The organism is Marinospirillum sp. (assembly GCF_014859565.1).
This window is the reverse complement of sequence record NZ_JACUUA010000010.1, coordinates 1-23,118: the sequence shown is the minus strand read 5'-3', so window position 1 is coordinate 23,118 and position 23,118 is coordinate 1. Positions and strand designations below refer to the sequence as shown.

20 protein-coding genes are annotated in these 23,118 nt (G+C 52.0%); 11 read left to right on the top strand and 9 right to left on the bottom strand.

The genetic code is table 11. The features are described 5' to 3' along the window. Positions 1-15 precede the first annotated feature (15 nt). The 4 genes from panB to IBX50_RS02970 all read left to right on the top strand — a co-directional run bounded on the left by panB (position 16) and on the right by IBX50_RS02970 (position 3,436). Positions 16-807: a 3-methyl-2-oxobutanoate hydroxymethyltransferase gene (panB, locus tag IBX50_RS02985; protein WP_292253176.1), complete on the top strand. Its 792-nt coding sequence runs from the start codon at positions 16-18 to the stop codon at positions 805-807. After that, positions 804-1,670 carry a pantoate--beta-alanine ligase gene (gene panC / locus IBX50_RS02980; protein ID WP_292253175.1) on the top strand — a complete coding sequence of 289 codons (867 nt, stop codon included), beginning with the start codon at positions 804-806 and terminating at the stop codon, positions 1,668-1,670. Before panB ends, panC begins: the two co-directional genes overlap by 4 nt. 23 nt (positions 1,671-1,693) lie before the next feature. Beyond that, complete coding sequence (panD, locus tag IBX50_RS02975; RefSeq protein WP_292253173.1) at positions 1,694-2,074, top strand: aspartate 1-decarboxylase; 381 nt, start codon at positions 1,694-1,696, stop codon at positions 2,072-2,074. A gap of 186 nt (positions 2,075-2,260) precedes the next feature. Next, entirely contained in the window at positions 2,261-3,436 is a 1,176-nt protein-coding gene (locus tag IBX50_RS02970; RefSeq protein ID WP_292253172.1) for an acetyl-CoA C-acetyltransferase, read from the top strand. 95 nt (positions 3,437-3,531) lie between these two features. Here IBX50_RS02970 and dnaJ read toward each other — a convergent pair whose 3' ends face one another. From dnaJ to grpE, 3 genes are all read right to left on the bottom strand, one after another. Further along, a complete protein-coding gene (gene dnaJ, locus IBX50_RS02965; protein WP_292253171.1) occupies positions 3,532-4,662 on the bottom strand; it encodes a molecular chaperone DnaJ in 1,131 nt (376 codons plus the stop codon). A gap of 116 nt (positions 4,663-4,778) precedes the next feature. Continuing rightward, complete coding sequence (dnaK, locus tag IBX50_RS02960; protein ID WP_292253169.1) at positions 4,779-6,698, bottom strand: molecular chaperone DnaK; 1,920 nt, start codon at positions 6,696-6,698, stop codon at positions 4,779-4,781. A gap of 89 nt (positions 6,699-6,787) precedes the next feature. Continuing rightward, entirely contained in the window at positions 6,788-7,366 is a 579-nt protein-coding gene (grpE, locus tag IBX50_RS02955) for a nucleotide exchange factor GrpE (RefSeq protein ID WP_292253167.1), read from the bottom strand. 166 nt (positions 7,367-7,532) lie between these two features. On the opposite strand from grpE, the gene IBX50_RS02950 reads away from it, so the two are divergent. After that, the gene (locus IBX50_RS02950) at positions 7,533-8,456 is read left to right on the top strand and encodes a diguanylate cyclase (protein ID WP_292253166.1); all 924 of its coding nucleotides are present in this window, start codon (positions 7,533-7,535) and stop codon (positions 8,454-8,456) included. On the opposite strand, the gene IBX50_RS02945 is transcribed toward IBX50_RS02950, so the two are convergent. Continuing rightward, positions 8,453-8,677 (bottom strand): hypothetical protein, encoded by a 225-nt coding sequence (locus tag IBX50_RS02945; RefSeq protein WP_292253165.1) that lies wholly within the window; start codon positions 8,675-8,677, stop codon positions 8,453-8,455. The two genes, IBX50_RS02950 and IBX50_RS02945, sit on opposite strands and share 4 nt — an antisense overlap. 154 nt (positions 8,678-8,831) lie before the next feature. On the opposite strand from IBX50_RS02945, the gene fdhD reads away from it, so the two are divergent. Both fdhD and IBX50_RS02935 read left to right on the top strand, forming a co-directional pair. Next, on the top strand, positions 8,832-9,698 hold the full coding sequence (gene fdhD, locus IBX50_RS02940; protein ID WP_366930686.1) for a formate dehydrogenase accessory sulfurtransferase FdhD: 867 nt from the start codon (positions 8,832-8,834) through the stop codon (positions 9,696-9,698). Continuing rightward, positions 9,695-10,594 (top strand): helix-turn-helix transcriptional regulator, encoded by a 900-nt coding sequence (locus IBX50_RS02935; protein ID WP_292253163.1) that lies wholly within the window; start codon positions 9,695-9,697, stop codon positions 10,592-10,594. The genes fdhD and IBX50_RS02935 overlap by 4 nt, the downstream gene beginning before the upstream one ends. Positions 10,595-10,637: 43 nt before the next feature. Here the strand turns inward: IBX50_RS02935 and IBX50_RS02930 are convergent, their stop codons facing one another. The 3 genes from IBX50_RS02930 to IBX50_RS02920 form a co-directional block, all read right to left on the bottom strand. Next, positions 10,638-11,378 carry an SH3 domain-containing protein gene (locus tag IBX50_RS02930; RefSeq protein ID WP_292253162.1) on the bottom strand — a complete coding sequence of 247 codons (741 nt, stop codon included), beginning with the start codon at positions 11,376-11,378 and terminating at the stop codon, positions 10,638-10,640. A 201-nt stretch (positions 11,379-11,579) separates the two neighbouring features. Then, positions 11,580-12,824, bottom strand: a complete 1,245-nt coding sequence (locus tag IBX50_RS02925) for a ribonucleotide-diphosphate reductase subunit beta (protein ID WP_292253161.1) — start codon at positions 12,822-12,824, stop codon at positions 11,580-11,582. Between the two features lie 34 nt (positions 12,825-12,858). Next, positions 12,859-15,732 carry a ribonucleoside-diphosphate reductase subunit alpha gene (locus IBX50_RS02920; RefSeq protein ID WP_292253160.1) on the bottom strand — a complete coding sequence of 958 codons (2,874 nt, stop codon included), beginning with the start codon at positions 15,730-15,732 and terminating at the stop codon, positions 12,859-12,861. Positions 15,733-16,111: 379 nt separating this feature from the next. On the opposite strand from IBX50_RS02920, the gene IBX50_RS02915 reads away from it, so the two are divergent. Together IBX50_RS02915 and IBX50_RS02910 are read left to right on the top strand one after the other, a co-directional pair. Further along, positions 16,112-16,921, top strand: a complete 810-nt coding sequence (locus IBX50_RS02915; RefSeq protein ID WP_292253159.1) for a sugar nucleotide-binding protein — start codon at positions 16,112-16,114, stop codon at positions 16,919-16,921. Further along, positions 16,899-17,696, top strand: a complete 798-nt coding sequence (locus tag IBX50_RS02910; protein ID WP_292253158.1) for a 1-acyl-sn-glycerol-3-phosphate acyltransferase — start codon at positions 16,899-16,901, stop codon at positions 17,694-17,696. Before IBX50_RS02915 ends, IBX50_RS02910 begins: the two co-directional genes overlap by 23 nt. Before the next feature lie 82 nt (positions 17,697-17,778). Here IBX50_RS02910 and fabB read toward each other — a convergent pair whose 3' ends face one another. After that, positions 17,779-18,999: a beta-ketoacyl-ACP synthase I gene (fabB, locus tag IBX50_RS02905; protein ID WP_292253157.1), complete on the bottom strand. Its 1,221-nt coding sequence runs from the start codon at positions 18,997-18,999 to the stop codon at positions 17,779-17,781. Between the two features lie 14 nt (positions 19,000-19,013). After that, complete coding sequence (fabA, locus tag IBX50_RS02900) at positions 19,014-19,529, bottom strand: 3-hydroxyacyl-[acyl-carrier-protein] dehydratase FabA (protein WP_292253156.1); 516 nt, start codon at positions 19,527-19,529, stop codon at positions 19,014-19,016. Between the two features lie 209 nt (positions 19,530-19,738). Here fabA and IBX50_RS02895 point away from each other — a divergent pair, with 209 nt between their 5' ends. Both IBX50_RS02895 and IBX50_RS02890 read left to right on the top strand, forming a co-directional pair. Then, a complete protein-coding gene (locus tag IBX50_RS02895; RefSeq protein WP_292253154.1) occupies positions 19,739-21,304 on the top strand; it encodes a methyl-accepting chemotaxis protein in 1,566 nt (521 codons plus the stop codon). An 8-nt stretch (positions 21,305-21,312) separates the two neighbouring features. Further along, positions 21,313-23,103 carry a bifunctional diguanylate cyclase/phosphodiesterase gene (locus IBX50_RS02890; RefSeq protein WP_292253153.1) on the top strand — a complete coding sequence of 597 codons (1,791 nt, stop codon included), beginning with the start codon at positions 21,313-21,315 and terminating at the stop codon, positions 23,101-23,103. Positions 23,104-23,118 lie beyond the last annotated feature (15 nt).

Below are 23,118 nucleotides of genomic sequence, written 5' to 3'. Positions count from 1 at the left end.
ACAAGGGTACAGTCCATGAAAGCTGTGACCATTAATACGCTCAAAGAGCTGAAACAAGCCGGTGAGAAGTTCAGTGTGCTGACTTGTTACGATGCCACCTTCTCTCGCCGCATCAATGAAGCTGGCATTGAAGTCATGCTGGTCGGCGACTCGCTTGGTATGGTTTTACAGGGACACGACTCCACCCTTCCTGTCAGCCTGGCCGACATGGTCTACCACACCCGTGCTGTAAAACGTGGCAACCAGCAAACCCTGATCATGGCTGATCTACCATTTATGTGTGACTCCAGCATTCCTACCTTGCTGGAGAATGCAGCACAGTTGATGCGTGCCGGTGCGCATGTGGTTAAAATTGAAGGTGACGCATGGCTGGCAAACGGTATCACCGAGCTAAGTCGCCGAGGCATCCCCATCTGTGCGCACCTCGGCCTGACACCCCAGACTGTTAATCAGTTGGGTGGTTACAAGGTTCAGGGGCGTGGTGATGCCGGACAGGCTTTGGTTGATGCTGCAATACGTCTCGAAGCCGCCGGTGCCAGCTTACTGTTGCTTGAGTGTGTTCCCAGTGAAGTTGGCAAGGCAGTGAGTCAGGCTGTCAGCTGTCCGGTGATCGGTATTGGTGCCGGTCCGGATACCGATGGGCAAGTACTGGTATTACATGACATGCTGGGTGTCACCGTCGGCAAAACAGCAAAATTTGTAAAAAACTTCATGGCCGAGGCTAGCTCCATACCGGAAGCGCTGACAGCCTATCATCAGGCCGTCAAATCCGGCTCTTTCCCCGCTGAGGAACACTGCTTCAAATGAGCACACCCTTAATCACCATCAGCCGCGTCAGTGAACTACGTGAGCAGCTTGCTGAACTGCGGAGCCAAGGAAAGACACTGGCTTTGGTTCCCACTATGGGCAACCTGCACCAGGGCCATTTACGTCTGGTCGAAGAAGCACGTCGCCATGCAGACATCGTGATTGCCAGTATTTTTGTCAATCCACTGCAGTTTGGCCCCGGTGAAGATTTTGAACGTTACCCCCGCACACTGGAACAGGATCAACAGCTGCTGCAAAGTGTTGGCTGCGACCTGTTGTTCACACCGGATGTAGGAGAGGTCTACCCCGAGGGTCAGGAGCAGATAACCCGGGTGGTTGTGCCGGTTGTCAGTGAAGGACTCTGTGGGCAGAAACGTCCTGGTCACTTTGATGGTGTTGCCACAGTTGTTACCAAGCTGTTCAACTTTGTGCAGCCGGATATTGCCTGTTTTGGTCAGAAGGACTACCAGCAGCTGGCAGTCATCAACAAACTGGTCAAAGACCTGTCTTTCCCCATCCGTATTATTGGTGTGCCGACCTGTCGCACCAGTGAAGGCCTGGCACTGTCATCACGCAATGCCTACCTGACACCTGAGCAACTAAAAAAAGCACCTTCACTCTATGCAACTCTGCAAGCCACTGGTCTAAAACTGGCAGCAGGCAACTCCCACTTTATTGAACTCTGCCACTTTGCCCGTGCACGCCTGGCTGAACAGGGGTTTGCACCAGACTATGTCGAAATTCGTTCGCTGGATCTCAGCCCACCCGGTATCAAGGCAGACTCCTGGGTAATTCTGGTCGCTGCACGACTGGGCAAGGCCCGTTTAATTGACAACCTGGTAGTTCACCGGGATAAACACTGAATTGACGAGGAAGAATCACTGTTATGCAAACCATTATGCTAAAAGCCAAACTCCATCAGGCTCGTGTCACCCATGCGGTACTGGAATATGAAGGCTCCTGCGCCATAGATGGCAACCTGCTGGATATGGCCGGTTTACACGAGTACGAACAGATTCAGATTTATAACCTGGAAAATGGTCAGCGCTTCACCACCTACATTATCCGTGGTGAACCCGGCAGTGGCATTATTTCAGTCAACGGCGCTGCAGCCCACCTGGCATCCGTTGGTGATCGAGTGATCATTTGTGCCTATGCCAACTTTACCGAGGCAGAGCGCATCAACCACAAACCAGCACTGATTTATATGACTGAAGGCAATGCTGTCAGCCATACCAGCCATGCCATTCCGGTACAGGTGGCCTAAGCTGCTGTGTAACCCGTATTTCTATACCTTTTAAAGCAGCCTCGGCTGCATTTTTAGTCTAAGAGACTCGCGTTTTTTTATCCTTTATGTAGGCAAGCCGTCATGCTTCTGTTACCTTTTTGAGATAGCCTTCTTTTAAGGCAGGCCAACCTGCCTCCAACATGAGGCGTACTGGGAGAACTAAAAATGCAAGATGTAGTTATTGTAGCGGCAGGTCGTACTGCCATTGGCAGCTTTGGTGGCTCACTGGCCACTGTTCCAGCTCATCAACTGGGCGCAACCGTCATTAAGGGTCTGCTGGAGTCCAGCGGTATCAAACCCGAACAGATTGATGAAGTCATTCTTGGACAGGTGCTTACTGCCGGTTGTGGTCAAAACCCTGCCCGTCAGACCATGATTGCGGCCGGATTGGCTGAAACCACCCCCGCCATGACCATCAACAAGGTCTGCGGCTCCGGCCTCAAGGCTCTTCATTTGGCGACTCAAGCTATTCGTTGTGGTGATGCTGAAATCATCATTGCCGGTGGTCAGGAGAACATGAGCATGTCTCCACACATCCTGCCTAACTCACGTAATGGTCAGCGCATGGGCAACTGGACAGCTCAGGACACCATGATTGTGGATGGCCTGTGGGATGCTTTCAATGACTACCACATGGGCATCACCACCGAAAACATTGTAGAGAAGTTCAACATCAGCCGTGAAGATCAGGATGCTTTTGCTTCTGCCTCACAGGAAAAAGCCTCTAAAGCTGTTGCTGACGGTCGTTTCAAAGATGAAATTTATCCTGTGGCCATTCCACAGCGTAAAGGTGATCCAGTGGTATTTGACACCGATGAAGGTCCTCGTGCGGTCACTGCCGAGAAACTTGCTGGTTTGCGCCCCGCTTTCAAAAAAGACGGTACCGTCACAGCCGGCAATGCTTCCACCATCAATGATGGTGCTGCTGCCGTAATTCTCTGCTCTGCCAGCAAAGCAGCTGAACTGGGTCTGCCGGTTCTGGCTCGTATCAAGGCTTATTCTTCAGCCGGTGTTGATCCAGCCATCATGGGTACCGGTCCGATTCCAGCCACCCGTAAGTGTCTGGAAAAAGCGGGCTGGGCAATCGAAGATTTGGATCTGGTTGAAGCCAACGAAGCCTTTGCTGCACAAGCACTGTGTGTTAATCGCCAGTTGGGCTGGGATACCAGCAAGGTGAACGTGAACGGTGGTGCCATTGCACTGGGTCACCCGATTGGTGCCTCCGGTTGCCGTGTACTGGTCAGCCTGGTGCATGAAATGGTCAAACGGGATGCCAAAAAAGGTCTGGCAACCCTGTGTATTGGTGGTGGTCAGGGTGTTGCGCTGGCGGTTGAGCGTTAAAACACGGATTAACTGCAATACAGCACTAACAAAAAACCCGCCGTGTTCAGCACGGCGGGTTTTTTAATGGTGATTTACACAGAAAAAATGCAGGATCAGGGCTTCATGTCCTCAAAAAACTTTTTCACCCCATCAAACCAGTTACTTTTTTTCGGTGAGTGCTTTTCAGCACGGGTGTCTTCATGGAACTGACGTAACAGGTCTTTCTGCGCTTCGCTCAGATTCACCGGTGTTTCCAGCACCACACGGCACAACAAATCACCCGCTGCACCACCCCGTACTGGCTTGACACCCTTACCGCGCAGGCGGAAGAGTTTTCCAGTCTGAGTCTCCGCAGGAATTTTCAGCTTCACTCGGCCTTCCAGGGTTGGTACTTCCAGCTCACCACCCAGTGTGGCATCCACAAAACTAACCGGCACCTCACAATACAGGTTGGCACCATCCCGCTCAAAAATCGGATGTGGGCGTACATTGATCTGCACATAAAGATCGCCGGATGAGCCACCCATGCGACCGGCTTCACCCTCTCCCGACAAGCGGATACGATCACCGGTATCCACACCGGCTGGGATTTTCACTTCCAGGGTTTTGGAGTTCTGTACCCGGCCTTCACCGTGGCACTTCTTGCAAGGATTGCGCACCACCTTGCCCGCACCATGACAGCGTGGGCAGGTTTGCTGTATGGCAAAAAAGCCCTGCTGCATCCGTACCTGGCCCATACCATTACAGGTGGCGCAGGTTTCAACCTTGCCGTCTTCTGAACCTGTACCATTACAGTGATGGCACTCTTCCAGTGTCGGCAGCTTAATCTTGACTGAGGTGCCTTTCACCGCATCTTCCAGATCCAAATCCAGCTGATAACGCAGATCTGAACCGCGCTGGGCGCCACCGCGACCACCCCGGCCCTGAGCCGCACCACCGAAGATATCACCGAACATATCTCCGAAGATGTCACCAAAATTGCCGTTACCACCGGAGAAACCACCGCCACCCATCTGCTGATCGACACCGGCATGACCAAAACGGTCATACGCAGCACGCTTATCAGCATCAGCCAGCACTTCATAAGCCTCGGTGGCTTCCTTGAATTTTTCTTCCGCCGCCGGGTCATCAGAATTACGATCCGGGTGGTATTTCATCGCCAGTCGACGATAGGCCTTTTTGATGGCCTTTTCGTCAGCCTCGCGTTCGACCCCCAGGATTTCGTAGTAATCACGTTTTGCCATGGTTATTCGTCACCGCTTTTTAATCCACCCATCATGCAGTTGCTCTGCGGGCAAAAAACCAACGCGGGAGTCGTATCCCGCGTTGGCTCAGGTTAGGTCATGCTAAACAGCAAGGATTACTTCTTGTCGTCCTTCACTTCTTCAAACTCAGCATCTACGGCATCATCCGGGCCTTTGGCTGCATCATCACCTGCCGCAGTATTTTCTGCCTGAGCAGCCTGCTCCGCGTACAGCTTCTGTGCCAGAGTGCCGGAGGCTTCTGCCAGTGCCTGAGTTTTACTTTCAATGGCTTCCTTGTCATCACCCTTCATGGCTTCTTCCAGCTCAGTGATGGCTTTTTCAATGCCTTCTTTCTCGGCTGGCTCCACCTTGTCTGCTGCATCAGCCAGAGTTTTACGGGTCGCGTGAATCATGCCATCGGCCTGGTTACGAACCTGCACCATCTCTTCAAACTTCTTGTCTTCTGCTGCGTGAGCTTCAGCATCACGCACCATTTTTTCGATCTCATCATCAGACAGACCGGAAGATGCCTTGATGACAATCGACTGTTGTTTGCCAGTGGCCTTGTCTTTGGCTGACACGTTCAGGATACCGTTGGCATCCAGATCGAAGGTCACCTCAATCTGTGGGATACCACGCTGAGCGGGCGGAATGTCGGCCAGATCAAAACGACCCAGTGACTTGTTCTGTGTCGCCTGCTTGCGCTCACCCTGCAGGACATGGATGGTCACTGCATTTTGATTATCTTCAGCCGTCGAGAACACCTGTGACTTTTTGGTCGGGATAGTGGTGTTCTTCTCGATCAGTGAAGTCATCACACCGCCCATGGTTTCGATACCCAAGGTCAGCGGAGTCACATCCAGCAGCAGTACGTCTTTTACATCACCAGACAGTACCGCACCCTGAATGGCAGCACCCACGGCCACAGCTTCGTCCGGGTTAACATCTTTACGTGCTTCTTTGCCAAAGAACTCGGCAACCTTGGCTTGTACCATCGGCATACGAGTCTGACCACCAACCAGAATCACGTCATCAATCTTGCTGGTGGATACACCGGCATCCTGCAGCGCCGTGCGGCAAGGTGCCAGAGAACGCTCGACCAAATCTTCCACCAGCGCTTCCAGCTTGGCGCGAGTCACCTTGACATTCAGGTGCTTCGGACCCGTGGCATCGGCAGTCACATAAGGCAGATTCACATCGGTTTGCTGGCCGGATGACAGTTCAATCTTGGCTTTTTCAGCCGCTTCTTTCAGACGCTGCATCGCCAGCGGATCACCTTTCAGATCAATACCACTGTCTTTCTTGAATTCGTCTGCCAGATAATCAATCAGGCGGATGTCAAAATCTTCACCACCCAGAAAGGTGTCACCATTGGTCGCCAGTACTTCAAACTGGGTTTCACCATCCACATCGGCAATTTCGATGATGGAGATATCAAAAGTACCACCACCCAGGTCATACACAGCAATGGTCTTATCACCGCGTGACTTGTCCATGCCATAAGCCAGTGCCGCTGCAGTTGGCTCGTTGATGATGCGTTTGACTTCCAGACCGGCAATACGACCAGCGTCTTTGGTGGCCTGACGCTGGCTGTCGTTGAAATAGGCCGGAACGGTGATGACCGCTTCGGTGACTTCTTCACCCAGATAGTCTTCTGCGGTCTTTTTCATTTTTTTCAGCACTTCAGCAGAAATCTGCGGAGGAGCCATTTTTTTGCCTTTTACTTCCACCCAGGCATCGTTGTTGTCAGCCTTGACGATTTTGTAAGGCACCATTTTGATGTCTTTTTGTACCACTTCTTCATCAAAACGACGACCAATCAGGCGCTTAACAGCATAAAGGGTGTTGTGAGGATTGGTCACTGCCTGACGCTTGGCGCTCTGACCAACCAGAATTTCACCATCATCGGTATAAGCAATGATGGAAGGGGTAGTACGCCCACCTTCAGCGTTTTCCAGCACCTTGGGTTTATCACCATCCAGCACAGCAATACATGAGTTGGTAGTACCCAGGTCAATACCAATAATGCGACCCATAATTCATCTCCGAATAAGTATTCAATTTTTTAACAGGGGAAGTTCTTTTCCTGATGCTGAACACTTAATGTGTCCAGTCAGTTGCTTTTTCAAGCCGTCTCATCAATCTTTTTTGGTGTGCCGCCGGTTGCTACCACCACCATCGCCGGACGCAGCAGGCGACCATTGAGGGTATAACCCTTCTGTAGCACATCCATCACTGAGTTGGGGGGCAAAGCGGGATTTGGCACCATACTCATGGCTTCATGATACTGGGGGTCAAAAGTCTGACCCATGGGATTAACCTGATTAATCTGAAACTTCTCCAGCACACCCATAAACAGGCGCAGGGTCATCTCCACACCTTCTTTTTGTGCTTCATCCACATCACCCAGCGCTTCAGTCGCTTTTTCCAGGCTGTCGGATACCGGCAGCAGCTCACGGGCAAACTTTTCCAGCGCAAACTTATGGGCTTTTTCCACGTCTGCCTCAGAACGACGGCGCACATTCTGAGCTTCGGCTGCAGCACGCAGCATCTGGTCACGCACTTCGGCCAGCTCCTGCTGCAGGGTTTCAACCTGTGCAGACAATCCGGCAATTTCTTCTTCCGGGCTCATCTCAACATCAGCGGCCGTCACCAGTGGTTCGACTGCTTCGTCCTGCTGCTTGAGATCCTCTTGCTTACTCATAATCAACTCCGTAAACCGGGCTGGCTGTTGCCCTTGTATTAAATAAAGCGTTAAATTCCCAGTTACCGTTAAATGGGGACAAACCTTGTATGTTTCAAGCCCGGCTTACAGTTTTTACGCTACTCGGAGTTTGTACAATCCGTTTAACCCTATGAAAGAGATGCCCATGCACAAGGATCAACACTCCACACAGAACAACAACCAGCAGGCCGTCAGCCGGATTTTGGATAACCTTGATGCACTGGTGTACGTTGCAGATATGGATACCTATGAGTTGCTGTTCATGAATGAATATGGACGCAACCAATGGGGCGAAGCCCACGGACGTAAATGCTGGCAGGTGCTGCAAGCTGATCAGACAGGCCCTTGCGCCTTCTGCACCAATCATCGTTTGCTGGATGAAGAAGGCAAGCCGACCGGTGTGCTGGTATGGGAGTTTCAGAATACCGTCAATGAACACTGGTATCAGTGTCGGGATCAGGCAGTGGAGTGGTTGGATGGTCGACTGGTGCGCATCGAGATTGCTACGGACATCACCGATCGCAAGTTGATAGAGCAGCAACTGGAGGCCGCGCGTCGGAAGGCAGAAATGCTGGCCGATACCGATGTGCTGACCAGCCTGAATAATCGACGTGCTTTTTTTAATCTGGGCCAAAAAACCCTGCATCTGGCACAACGTAATGCCAACCCGGTCAGCCTGGTGATGTTCGATCTGGATCACTTTAAACAGATTAATGACCTGCATGGTCATGCAGCGGGTGATCTGGTGCTGCAATCCATTGCTAAAACTGCTGCTGAACAGGTACGGGCTTCCGATGTGCTGGCACGACTGGGCGGGGAGGAGTTTGCCATTCTGATGCCACAAACCACGCTGAATCAGGCCATGAGACTAGCGGAAAGATTACGGCGACGTATTGATCAGCTGGAAATAACTTTTGATGGCATACACTTACACTGCACCGGTAGTTTTGGTGTCAGTCACACCGCACAAGGAAACGACAGCCTGGATACCCTGCTGGCCAATGCAGATCACGCGTTGTATCAGGCAAAGAACACAGGCCGAAACTGTGTATGTGCGGATGACCGTTAGTATTTATCACCAACGGATTTAGCCTCTAGTCTCAACGTGAAGGTATCCATTTGCATGACAGGCGTCCCTGAACGCTTTGTAAACCGCGCTTGTTTCAGCAGTTGATTAAAGCCGATTCGCTGCCATCCTTTGCTAAAAAGATTATTCACTTGAACATCGTGGCGGCTTAAATGCTCAGCGGTGAGTGATGGCAAAACAGAAGAGGTTGTGTCAGTATTCAAGGGTAGCCTTGGGTGGGTATCATGTTTTGTCTAGACAACCAACATTATACCACGAAAAGGCTATTTTTTTATATATTTCAGAAACTTAAGTGTATTTTACTACTATTTTTTAGCTCCGAAAATTGAGTTTTAACACAACCTGCACGAGTCGCCCATGATGTCTTCTGCCTGTCATACCAGCAACCACCAACTTCAACTGTCACAGGCCAGAGCACCCCTGACGCTGACCACCCGCGTAATGAATGAGCAGGGTGAGTGGCAGGATATTGCTCTGGCTTGTGAGCGCCCGCTGACGCTCTATCTGAACAAGCGCGAGTTGGTCACACTGATGACACTAGGGGAAGACCCGGAGGCACTGGTGCTGGGTTATCTGCGTAATCAGGGGCTGGTAGAAAATCTGGAAGATATCGAGGCCATCCAGGTGGACTGGGAAGTGGGTGCCGCAGCGGTCAAAACCTCTCGCGACGTTGCCAATCTGGAAGAGCTGTTATCCACCCGCACCATCACCACCGGTTGTGGTCAGGGCACGGTGTTTGGTAATCAGATGGCACGGCTGGCAAGTCTGGATTTACCCCAGTGGCCGTTAAAACAATCACAGATTTATACCCTGCTGGACAACCTGAAAACCCATAACGCCACCTATCGTAATGCCGGTGCGGTACATGGCTGTGCGGTGTGTACAGCAGATGGAGAGGTGCTGGCTTTTTGTGAGGATATTGGTCGACATAATGCGGTGGATACACTGGCCGGTCGTATGTGGCTGCAGGGTATTAAACCCGAGCAGGCCATTTTTTACACCACCGGGCGTTTAACCTCCGAGATGGTGATGAAAACTGCCCAGATGGGTATCAGTGTGTTGTTATCCCGCTCCGGTGCCACCCAGATGGGACTGGAAATTGCCATGCAGTTAAAACTGCTGTTGCTGGCAAGAGCCAAAGGACGACATTTCCAGGTCTTTGCCAGCCAACAACGGCTGGATCTGGATGCTCGCCCGACCCTGCGTCCGGGTGATCTTTTATGAGTGATAACAACACCTACATGACAGTGAAAGATGTTGCTGATTATCTGCACCTGAATGAAAAAAAGGTGTATCAGCTCGCCAGTGACGGACACCTGCCCGCCACCAAGGTGACCGGCAAATGGCTGTTTCCACGCAAGCTGGTGGATCAGTGGCTGCTGGAATCCAGTCATCATGGTGTGCTGAGTGATCGACTGCTGATTTCCGGCAGTGATGATCCGCTGTTGCAGGCAGCCTTGTTACGCATCATGCAGGATCAAAAACATCAGGCACTTTACAGTTATATGCCCACCGGTACCCAGGCGGGTTTGTCCTTGTTGTCACAAGGGCTGGTGGATTGTTGCGCCCTGCACTGGGGCAAGGCCGTTGAAAGCCAGTTACGCCACCCGGCGCTGGTACGCCAGTACAATGGCTCACGTCACTGGGTACTGGTGCATCTGTTTCAGCGCCAGCAGGGGCTTATTATTCGGCCCGATCTGGAAAGCTGTTCCACCAGCAGCCTGTTGAGTAAAAACTGGGTGACCCGTCAGGAAGGTGCCGGATCACAACGCTTTCTGAAAGACTGGCTGGGGCAGCAGGGCAGCACACTGGAGCAAATCAATATCTGTTGTGCGGCACTAACAGAGCGAGAAACAGCCTCTGCCGTCGCACAGGGACTGGCAGATATCGGGCCGGGTACTCAGGCTGCGGCTAATGAGTTCGGGCTGGGGTTTATTCCTGTGTATGAAGAAGCCTTTGAGCTGGTGGTGCCCAGACCGGTGTATTTTCGTACTCTGCTGCAACAGGTTTTTGACTGGTTACAAAGTGCCGAGGGGTTAAAAAAAGCACAGGGGTGTGGCGGTTATCGGTTACAGCGTTGCGGCAAACTGGTGTGGAACGGAGAGCAGCGCCAGAACTGATGCTGCTTTTAATGGTGACTGATGGCGTGTTGCTGATAAAGAGTTACTGAGCTTGTTGGGCTGAGTGCATCTGCTCCAGCCGCTCCGGGATCTCGTAAGTCAGGTAGGTGGTGGTATCCGGCCAGCCACGGTGAACCATCACTTTTACACCGCCACGCTGCCATTCAAATTCCACCGGACCTTCTGCGCGACGACCCAGCACTCGTTGCCAAGGCCCCAGTTGCTGGCTGACCTGATCGGCAATTTTTCTGACCTGATCAGTATCATCAAGCGAACGGAAGGTGATTTCTGCCACGGCAAACAACTGCTGATCCAGTGTATAACCCACAGCCATTTCAGTGGAGCCAGCCATCCAGTCGCTCGGGTCGTATAAATCGTAGGGATAACTGTCTACCTCCCGCACAATTTCAACCCCTGCCGCCCGAATGGCCGGCCTGAGTGTTTTTCGATCCACTGTTTGCAGCGATAAGCCGAACAAGTCGACCGTTTGGCTTAGTGTCACCTGATGCATCCAGGCCTCGACACCATCCGGCAGCCGCACCCGTAACCACGCACCACTTCGTTCAATTTCCGTGACTGGGGTTCCTGCTGGTAACTGGGCAACCAGTGCACCATCCTGCGCGGGTCTATCGCGTACATTACCAACTGGCACAGAGATAACCCAGCTTTCACCGGGGGCAGCCACTGCCTGGGGAATCATCAAAGAAAGGGCAATAAAAATAAGTAAATACAGCTGCCTGCTCAGCAACTGGGGTCGTAATTTGTTTCCAGAAATTCCATTCATCTTTTCTTGCCCACCTACCAAAATGAATTAAAGGCAACCGCGCTCCTTCCGGTTCAGTTGCCTAGAATAACCATAGCCATGCCATGACCGCAAATACCTAAGCACTTTTATTGATAGTAGCATTGTAATGGCTTTTTTTAATCTGGCAAAAGCCATAAAAAACCCGGCATTCCGCCGGGCTCTTTCCTGGATTACTGTGAATTAATCCCAGCTGAGTGCGCCACCCACCTGGTATTCTGTCACCCGCGTTTCGAAAAAGTTTTTTTCTTTGCGTAGATCAATGATTTCCGACATCCATGGGAAAGGATTGGTGGCACCGGGGAACTGCTCTTTTAAACCAATCTGCGCCAGACGGCGGTTACAGATGAAATGCAGGTACTCTTCCATGATGGCTGCATTCATGCCCAGTACACCACGCGGCATGGTATCGCGAGCATAGGCAATTTCCAGCTGAGTACCTTCCAGAATCATCTGAGTGATCTCTTCCTGGAATTCCGGTGTCCACAGGTGTGGGTTTTCGATCTTGATCTGGTTGATCATGTCGATACCGAAGTTTAAGTGCATGGATTCATCACGCAGGATGTACTGGAACTGTTCGGCCACACCGGTCATTTTGTTGCGGCGACCCATGGAAAGGATCTGGCTGAAACCACAATAGAAGAAGATACCTTCAGTCACCACATAGAAGGCAATCATGTTGCGCAGCAGTTCCTGATCCGTTTCCGGGGTGCCGGTCTGGAAGTTCGGACGGGCAATCGCCTGGGTGTGTTTCAGGCTCCAGGCGGATTTGGCAGCCACGGTGGGCACTTCGCGGTACATGTTAAAAACTTCACCTTCATCCATACCCAGCGACTCTACACAATACTGGTAAGCATGGGTGTGGATGGCTTCTTCAAATGCCTGACGCAGCAGGTACTGGCGGCACTCGGGGTTGGTGATCAAACGATAGATCGCCAGCACCAGATTGTTGGCGACCAGTGAGTCAGCGGTGGAGAAATAACCCAGTGAGCGCATTACTATCAGGCGTTCGTCTTCGGTCAGGCCGGTCTGGCTTTTCCACAGGGCAATATCCGCATTCATGTTGACTTCTTGCGGCATCCAGTGGTTGGCCGTGCCATCCAGATACTTCTGCCAGGCCCATTCGTATTTAAAAGGCACCAGCTGGTTCAGGTCAGCGCGACAGTTGATCATGCGCTTGTCGTCCACAGCAATACGCTGCGCACCCATTTCCAGCTCTTCCAGACCAGCAGCCACATCCAGCGCTTTAACCGCTTCGGCAGCGCGGCGGTGCAGTTCACCATCGGTTTGCGGGGCATACTGTGTGCTGGGCACTTCCGCCGCCGCAGTAGCATTAACCTGGGGTGCCGGTGCTGCTTTTGGCTGTGCAGGAGCAACCGGGGGTGGGGTTGCCAGTGTTGTTTCTTCGTACTCGTCCCAGTTCAACATTTTGATACCCTCGTATTCATTCTTAAATCAGCAATTACTGGCAGGCTTCACAGCCCAGATCATCAATATCGCCAGCCCTTGGAGCGTTTTGTCCGCTGCGACCTTCAAGAAAATCCTCAATGCCGCGGGGCTGCGGTTGACTGGGCGCAGCGGCCAGTGGTGCACCCGAAGCCACGGCATTCAAGGTGCCACGATCCACGGTGGACTTCTCAACACTGGTGGCACCCAGAGCACGCAGGTAATAGGTGGTTTTTAATCCGCGATACCAGGCCATGCGGTAGGTCACATCCAGTTTTTTGCCGGATGCACCCTTGATGTAAAGATTCAGTGACTGCGCCTGATCAATCCACTTTTGACGACGTGAAGCCGCATCCACCAACCACTTGGGTTCTACTTCAAAAGCCGTGGCATAACGCTGACGGATTTCTTCCGGTACCCGATCAATCGGCTGTAATGAACCGTCGTAATATTTCAGGTCATTCACCATCACCTCATCCCACAGGTCTAAAGCTTTGAGGTCTTTAACCATATAAGGGTTCACTACGGTGAACTCACCGGAGAGGTTGGATTTTACATAAAGGTTCTGGTAAGTCGGCTCAATCGACTGGGACACACCACAGATATTGGAGATGGTGGCTGTGGGTGCAATTGCCATCACGTTGGAGTTGCGCATGCCCTGGGTTTTCACCTTGGCGCGCAAACGATCCCAGTCCTGAGTGCTGGAGGTGTCCACTTCGATGTACTGCTCACCCCGTTCTTTGCGCAGCAGCTCGATGGAGTCCAGCGGCAGAATGCCCTGACTCCAGAGTGAACCCTCATAGGTTTCATAACGACCGCGCTCTGCTGCCAGATCGGAAGATGCCTCGATGGCAAAATAACTGACCAGTTCCATCGAGCGATCAGCAAAGTCGACGCCTGCTGCGGAAGTGTAAGCAATCCCCTGCAGGTATAACGAATCCTGGAACCCCATAATACCCAGACCCACCGGGCGGTGTTTCAGGTTGGAGTTACGCGCCTGAGGAACAGCGTAGTAGTTGATGTCGATGACGTTATCCAGCATCCGCACGGCAACCTTTACACTGCGCTGGAGTTTTTTAACGTCCAGCTCACCCTGTGCATTGATGTGACGCACCAGGTTGATGGAACCCAGATTACACACGGCAATTTCATCCACGCTGGTGTTCAGGGTGATTTCTGTACACAGGTTGGATGAGTGCACCACACCCACATGCTGCTGCGGTGAACGCAGGTTGCACGGGTCTTTAAAGGTGATCCACGGGTGGCCGGTTTCAAACAGCATGGACAACATTTTGCGCCACAAATCTGCCGCTTTTACTCGTTTGAAGAGTTTGACTTCACCGGTACGGGTTTTTTCTTCGTAGGCTTCATAAGCATTTTTGAACGCCAGACCAAACAGGTCATGCAGTTCCGGTACATCATTCGGGGAGAAGAGTGTCCAGTCCTTGTCTTCAAACACCCGCTGCATAAACAGATCCGGCACCCAGTTGGCAGTGTTCATATCATGGGTACGGCGGCGGTCATCACCAGTGTTTTTACGCAGCTCCAGGAATTCTTCGATATCCAGGTGCCAGGTTTCCAGATAAGCACACACAGCACCTTTACGCTTACCGCCCTGATTTACTGCTACAGCCGTGTCGTTAACCACTTTCAGGAAAGGCACCACACCCTGGCTTTTGCCATTGGTGCCCTTGATGCGAGAGCCCATGGCACGAATCGGAGTCCAGTCATTACCCAGACCACCCGCCCATTTCGACAACATGGCGTTGTCGTGGATGGCGTTATAAATGGCATCCAGATCATCCGGTACGGTGGTCAGGTAACAGCTGGACAGCTGACTGCGACGTGTACCGGAATTAAACAGGGTCGGGGTGGAGGCCATGTAATCAAAAGCGGAAAGCACCTGATAAAACTCAATGGCGCGGGCTTCACGGTCGGCTTCATTCAACGCCAGACCCATCGCCACACGCATAAACATCACCTGGGGTAATTCATAACGCACGTCTTCGTGGTGCAGAAAATAGCGGTCATACAGGGTTTGCAGACCCAGATAGGTGAACTGGTTGTCTGCTTCTGGGTCCAGGGCTTTACCCAGACGATCCAGATCAAAATCACCCAGGCGCGGGTCAAGCTGGTCAAACTCGATGCCTTTGGCGACATAGGCTTTAAAGGCTTCCGGGTAAAGAGCTTTCATTTCTTCCTGCGTGGCATCTTCGGCAATTTTCAGGAAGGACAAGGCCTCGCGGCGCAGATTATCCAGCAGCAGGCGAGCAGTCACAAAGGTGTAGTCCGGCTCTTTTTCGACCAGTGTACGGGCGGTCATCATCAGTGCGGTGGAAACACCGTCAATGGGTACACCGTCGTAGAGGTTCTTGATGGCTGCATCAACAATCTTTTTCGGCTCAACACGATCCAGACCAGCACAAGCTTCTGCCACCAGGGTTTCGATCCGACCCAGATCCAGCGGACGACGCTGACCATCCAGATGAGTGGTAGTAATGGTCGGGTGAGGTTTGCTGATGCCCTGCTGCTGGGCTGCACGCAGACGGGCATGTTCTTCACGATAGAGAACATAAGCACGGGCGACCTTCTGCTCACCGGAGCGCATCAGTGCCAGCTCCACCTGATCCTGAATATCCTCAATATGCAGGGTGCCGCCTTCTGGCATCCGACGCAGGAAAGTCTCCACAATTTGCTGAGTCAGTTTTTCAACCAAGTCGCGCATACGGCTGGATGAGTCGGCACTTTCACCTTCCACGGCAATATAGGCCTTGCGCATCGCAACAGAAATCTTACCGGCATCAAAACCGGCCAGCTCACCATTGCGCTTGATTACCCGCAGTTTACCTGGAGCGGTTGTCTGAACCTTCTCTTCACTGGTTACATCCATCGTGCTGATTCCCACCTTTTAGTTGTTCATGTCTGGTCTTTGACCACTTCTCGTTTATTTCACTTTAACGCCATCTCAACCCTATATATAGGGTCTAGCAAATTCCGTAGCACAAGATAGTGTTGTTTTGGCCATCCATGACCTGTGAGGGATTGCAGTTGATCAGAACAGGGCAGGCAACCTGCTCCAGACTCATTTCTTGCGCTGGTATTGAATAGATATGGTAAGCCTCTGGATCAAAACCATTCTCTGCAATAGTCATGTGCTGAAAATTCCAAACCTGATTTGCACCAATTAAAACGACTTTTTGAACTGCATTTCGCTTTTACTGCTCTGTTATACTGATGGGCTTGATGAATTATTTTAACAGGTTCCCTGTATGCGCATTCTGCTGATTTCTGACTATCAGGCTCTTTTTACAGCCTTGGAACAAGAAGCCAGGCGTTATTCCGGTCTGGACGTCCTGCAGGTCAAGCCTGATACCGAAGTTCTGACTCTCTCAGACTTTCAGTTTCTGATTCTGGCGCCACTGGGACAATCATCCGAAGTGGGCTTAACGCTGAATCAGAGCCATCTTGATTTCTGGCTGGAAAAAATTGATGCCCTGACCGAGTTATGCAACCTGCGGGATGCCCACCTACTGCTATTATCGTCTGACCAGGTGTTTGCTGCAGAGCAGCAGGGTGTCAGTGAACTGGATTTGCCCGAAAACCCCGACAGCACAGCACGTAAACTGCTGGAACTGGAAAGTCGTGCAGCACAATACAACCGCTGCATCCTGCTTCGTACCCCGCCACTGTTAAGTAGCACGCCCGGCGGCGGGCTGGATCAACTGCTGCAACGTTGCCAACTGCACAAAGCACCCGAAAATATTGACTACCGTGGCCTGCAACCCCTGGATGATATCGCCCGTGTATTGCTGGGCATACTACTGCAGGTTGGTGCAGGTGCTCAAGCATCTGGCCTGTACCACTACGCAGGCAGTGAGCCTGTCAGCCAGACAGAACTGCTGCATACTCTGGCGCGTTACCTTAAAATTGAGCCTTATCCCGCTGATCCCTCTGGCACCACACGCCAGGGTATGAATACTCAACACCTACTGGAAACCTTTGGCGTGCACCCACGCGCCTGGCGTGCCAAACTTCCTGAACTACTGGAGCAGCTGAATGACTCAGCCCAAACCACGTAAACCTCGCCCACTGGGCAGTCTGTTATTTTATTTTGGTTATTTTTCGGCACTGTTGGTCATTGGTGCTCCCATGGCACTTTTGTCCATACCGCTACCTTTAAGGCAGCGTTTTTCACTGCTGAATATCTACAACCGTTTTGTGTTGTTCTGGCTCAGAATTACCTGTGGCATTGAATACCGCTTTAGCGGGCTTGAGAACCTCGCATCACCCCCTTATGTGATGGTTGCCAATCATCAGAGCGAGTGGGAAACCATTATCCTGCACACCTTAAGACCCCCTCTCTGCACTGTGCTGAAACAAGAGCTGCTGCAGATTCCAATTTTTGGCTGGGGATTACGCCTGATCAAACCCATCCCTCTGGATAGAAGCCAACCCGCAAAAATGCTGCGCAAGGTGCTCAAGGTGGGCGGCGAACGATTGGATGAAGGTTTATCCGTGCTGATCTTTCCTGAGGGAACCCGCGTACCACCCGGCAAACGCAAACCCTTCAGTAAAAGTGCCGCGATGATTGCCTGTAAAGCCGGGGTTCCGATTATCCCAGTGGCGCACAATGGCGGTGAACACTGGGATCCCAAAAGCTGGATCAAACTATCCGGCACACTCAGCCTGCGGATAGGCAAACCCATTAACACCCAAGGTCGCAGAGCCGATGAGGTGATGGCCGAAGCAGAGCAGTGGATTGAGACCCAGCTGGCAGAAATTTCCGCTGTTCCACGTCCCACACTGGCTACAACTGAGTCTGATGCTGCACCGAAGGATGCTACCCAAGCCTGATCATCGCCCGTTTAATAACAGCCCAATCAACAAAAAGCCCGGCCAGTTTTCACTGGTCGGGCTTTTTTTACTGCTATTGTGCTCAGCCTTGATAACGCTGGAACACCAGACAGGCGTTGGTGCCGCCAAAACCGAAACTGTTGGACAGAATACGGTTGAGGGTGACACCTTCACGCGCTTTACCAGTAACAATATCCAGATCAGCGGCGGCTTCATCCAGCTGCTCAACATTGGCCGAAGCGGCAATAAAGTTGTTTTCCATCATCAGCAGGGAATAGATGGCTTCCTGTACACCTGTGGCACCCAGTGAGTGGCCAGTCAGTGACTTGGTGGAGCTCATGGCTGGGCACTGATCACCAAATACTTCTCGAATGGCTTTTAACTCCGCGGTATCACCAACAGGTGTTGAGGTGCCGTGAGTATTGATGTAATCAATGCTGCCATCCAGACCAGCCATTGCCTGCTGCATACAGCGTACAGCACCCTCACCGGAAGGAGCCACCATGTCGTAGCCATCAGAGGTGGCGCCGTAACCGACCAGTTCACCGTAAATTTTTGCACCACGCGCCTTGGCATGCTCCAGCTCTTCCAGCACCAGCATACCGCCGCCACCTGCAATAACAAAACCATCACGGGTTGCATCATAAGGACGAGAAGCCTTGTCCGGGGTGTCGTTGTAACTGGTCGACAGAGCACCCATGGCATCAAACAGGCAAGACAGTGTCCAGTGCTCTTCTTCACCGCCACCAGCAAACACCACATCCTGTTTACCCAGCTGGATCATCTCCATGGCATTACCAATACAATGTGCGGAGGTCGCACAGGCTGAGGAGATCGAGTAGTTAACACCCTTGATCTTGAATGGAGTAGCCAGACAAGCAGATACGGTACTGCCCATGGTGCGCGTAACACGATAAGGACCGACACGGCGCAACCCTTTATCACGCAGCACATCCGCTGCTTCCACCTGGTTGGCAGAAGAGGCACCACCGGAACCGGCAATTAGGCCAGTACGCACGTTGGAAACCTGCTCCTCTGTTAAGCCGGAATCTTCAATGGCCTGCTGCATGGACAGGTAAGCAAAAGCAGCTGCATCACCCATAAAACGCTTCAGTTTGCGATCTACCAGTTCATCCAGATCCAGGTCAATACTGCCAGCCACCTGACTGCGGAAGCCCATGTCCGCATATTCCTGTTTAAACTTGATGCCAGAGCGGCCTTGGCGCAATGAATCCACAACGCTGGTCTTATCTGATCCCAGGCACGAAATAATACCCAGACCGGTAACAACGACTCGTCTCATCCGCTTGTCCTCTATCAGAAGCCACTGGTGCTGGTGAACAGCCCCACACGCAGATCCTTCGCTTCATAAATTTTACGGCCATCCACTTCCATAATGCCGTCAGCAATACCCAGAACCAGTTTACGGTTCATGGTGCGCTTAATATCAATACGATAGGTGACCAGCTTTGCCTCAGGCAATACCTGACCGGTAAATTTAACTTCACCACTGCCCAGCGCACGCCCACGTCCGGGGTTGCCCTGCCAGCCCAGATAAAAACCAACCAGCTGCCACATGGCATCCAGGCCCAGACAGCCCGGCATCACCGGATCACCGGGGAAATGGCAGTCAAAAAACCAGAGATCTGGGGTGATGTCCAGCTCAGCAATGATCTGACCTTTGCCATAAGCGCCACCGTCTGCATCAATGGTAATGATACGATCCAGCATCAGCATATTGGGGACTGGCAGCTGGGCATTGCCGGGGCCAAAAAGTTCGCCACGGCCACAGGCCAGTAGTTCTTCACGATTGTAGGAGTTTTGTTGAGTCACTGGGTCTTTCCGTTGTTGAGGTCTTGTAAGGCTATAAAGGTTCTCATGTTTATTGGTTGTAGTTTACTGCCAAAGCCCGTTGTTTGCATCTGCCGATGCTGACTGACTTTTTGGTTGCACGACTTAACCGACATCCCTGCCTTTAACCTGTTACAATACAAGGATATAAACATCCCATAAACAAGGCAGCAATTCCGGCGCCACTGATCATGAAAAACAACCTGCCTGTCACCGACCAGGAAGTGACCCTCAGCCTTCAGGATCGACTGGTATCCACCACCGACTTGAAAGGCATCACCCGTTATGCCAACACTGATTTCCAGCGAATCAGTGGATTTTCTGCTGAAGATCTGGTTGGTAAAAACCACAATGTAGTACGCCACCCTGACATGCCACCGCTGGCTTTTGCCGATCTGTGGCAGCGTATCCAGCGCGGTGAATCCTGGATGGGCGTGGTCAAGAACCGCTGCAAAAACGGTGATGCCTACTGGGTTGATGCTTATGTCACACCTATTTTTGAAGGTGATGAACATGTCGGATATCAGTCTGTACGGGTTAAACCAGAAAAAAGCCTGGTGCAACGCGCTCAGCAGACTTATCAGGATATCAACAGCGGCAAACAAAAAGCATCCCACAAACGCTGGTCTGTTTACGGACTGGTGGTCGGGCTGATTCTGCTGCAAATTCTTTCCACCCTAACGGTACTATACCTGGTGGATGACCGCAGCTGGGCGGGAATTTTTGTTGGTCTGCTGGGGTTAGTCATCCTCGGCACCGCCTCTGTTGCCCTGAACCCACTGAAAAACATCTACCGCAGAGCACTGGGCATCATCGACAACCCGGTTGCACAGCAGGTTTATAACGGCAGCATGAATGAGTTTGGCGCTCTAGATCTGGCACTGCGTATGCAGGATGCCAAACTCCGCACGGTTATTGGTCGTGTGGAGGATGCTACCCAATCGCTGGGACAGGTCGCCAACACCACGGATCAAGCCGTACATCAGGCTGAAACCAGCGTTAGAGCACAGGAAGAACATCTGGATGCGTTGGCCAGCATGGCCGAACAACTGGCAGGTAGCATCCACGAAATTGAACACAGCATGCAGGGCATCAACGCTGCCAGCACACAGATGGATGAAGAAACCCGCCGAGGCCAGAGCAGTGTCAAAAACAGTGTTCAGAGCGTGCACCACATGGCGAAACGTTTTGAATTGGCGGCGGATCGTATTGAAACCCTGCGAGAAGATGCCGAAGCCATCAACGAAAGCATCGGCTCAATTACCGATATTGCCGACCAGACCAACCTGCTGGCATTAAACGCTGCCATTGAGGCTGCCCGCGCCGGTGAATCCGGTCGCGGTTTTGCTGTGGTGGCCGATGCAGTACGACAGCTGGCCAGCAGTACTCAGCAGGTAACAGAAACCATCACTCAACGCATTCAAGCCATACGACGGAACATTGATCTGGCCGTTGACCAGATGCGAGCCAGTCGTGAGGATAGTCAGATAACAGTCGAGCAGATTGAGAAGGCCGGCGATGTATTACTTGAGCTGACTGAAGCAGCTGCCAGTGTACTGACTGCCAGCCATCGCGCTACATCTGCCATGGAGCAACAGTCGCAAGCCAGCGACTGCGTGGTCAGCAGTCTTGAACAGCTACGTAACCTGGCATCCAACTCGCGCAACCAGGCAGAAAAAACATCTCATAGTGCCGACCACCTGACGGATCAGATAAGACAAATGCATTCACTGGCTAAAGCCTTTGCCAACAGGTAACTCTATTCATGGGCGATCAACTCCGGCAGTTTGTTCCTTTTCTGGTTCTTTTACCCCTAGTGCTTACCCTGGGTTTTATGATCGGACAGTGGTACCGCAGGTATCGAAGCCGGGATCAGAAAACTGCTCTGCTGCTAATGCGGCAAGTATTTGATCACACCCATGACGGGGTCACCATTACCGACCCCAAAGGCACTATCATTGCGGTCAACCGCACCTTTACGCAGGTTACCGGTTATTCTGAACAGGAAGTAGTCGGTAAAAACCCACGTCTACTCAGCTCCGGTTACCATGATGCGGCATTTTACGAAAACTACTGGCAAACTCTGGCTCGTGAAGGTGTCTGGCAGGGTGAAATCTGGAACCGCCGCAAGGATGGTGAAGTTTATCTAGAGTGGTTAACCTGCAAAGCAGTCAAAACCCAGAATGGTGAAGTGACTCACTATGTTGCGGTTTTTTCTGACATCACCGAACACCGTCGGCAAGAAGCCCGCCTGGAACATGCTACTGAGCACGACCGTCTCACCGGCCTGTCCAATACCGCCACCCTGCAGCGAGAATTATCACGTCAGATTCCCAACCTGCAACAGCGCTGGGCCGTTGCACTGATTGATATTGATAACTTCCGGCTGGTCAATGCCAGTTACGGTTTTGCGGTCGGTGATCAGCTGCTTAACAGCCTGGCTCGTCGCCTGAAAGACTGCTGCGCAGGAATGGTTGCACGTCATTCTGCCGATGTTTTTATTGGTGCCTTCCCGCTGACTTCAGGCAACGACCACAATGAACGTGCTGCAAATATCAATAAAGTACGTGAATGCCTGAGCAAACCCTTTGCCATCAAAGGGCGACTGATGGAGTTCAACTTTTCCATCGGAGCCACCACCTGGGACAATGCCAGTCTCACGGTTAATGATGTGCTGCAGCAGGCAGAGCTGGCTTTACATGCCGCCAAAACCCGTGGTGCCGGACAAACCCGCTTTTTCACCGAAGACCTCAAAGACGACAACAACCCATTGGCACGCCTGCAGGGGCTGAGAGATGCACTAACCAATCACGAACTGAGCCTGAATTTCCAGCCGCTGGTACTGGCGGAAACCGGTGAAATTGATGCATTGGAAGTCTTGTTGCGCTGGGATCACCCAGTGATGGGGCGCATTCCGCCCGATCAATTTATTCCGCTCGCTGAACGCCACGGACTGATGGAGCTGCTGGGGCAGTGGGTACTGGAGCAGGCACTCAAACAGTACGCTGCCTGGCAACATCAGGATATTGCTCCACCCCGTTTGGCTGTCAATGCTTCACCACTGGAGTTCCAGAGTGAAAACTTTGTGGGCAATGTCAAGTCAGCACTGCAAAAGCATAAGGTTGCGCCTGAGTGTCTGGAGCTTGAGCTGACCGAAGGAGTGTTTGTACAGCAGGATGTAAGCACTTTGGAAAAGCTGGATGCCCTATCGCATCATGGTATCAAATTGGCCATTGATGATTTTGGTACCGGTTATTCATCACTGGCTTATCTGAAACATCTACCAGTAAACCAGTTAAAGCTGGATAAAGCCTTTATCAAAGGGCTGCCTGCCAATGAAGCCGACCGAGCTATAGTGGAATCCACCTTGGCTTTATGCCGAGGTTTAAAAATGAGAGCGGTTGCTGAAGGTGTGGAAAATCAAGCACAGGCTGATTACCTGCGCCACAAAGGCTGTGACTATCTACAGGGTTATTTTTATGGCCGCCCGATAGATGCTGCGGCTACAACCCAACTGTTAATCCAGCAAAAAGTCCGGGCCGCACGAGCCACCTGAGCTTCAGATCAGGTT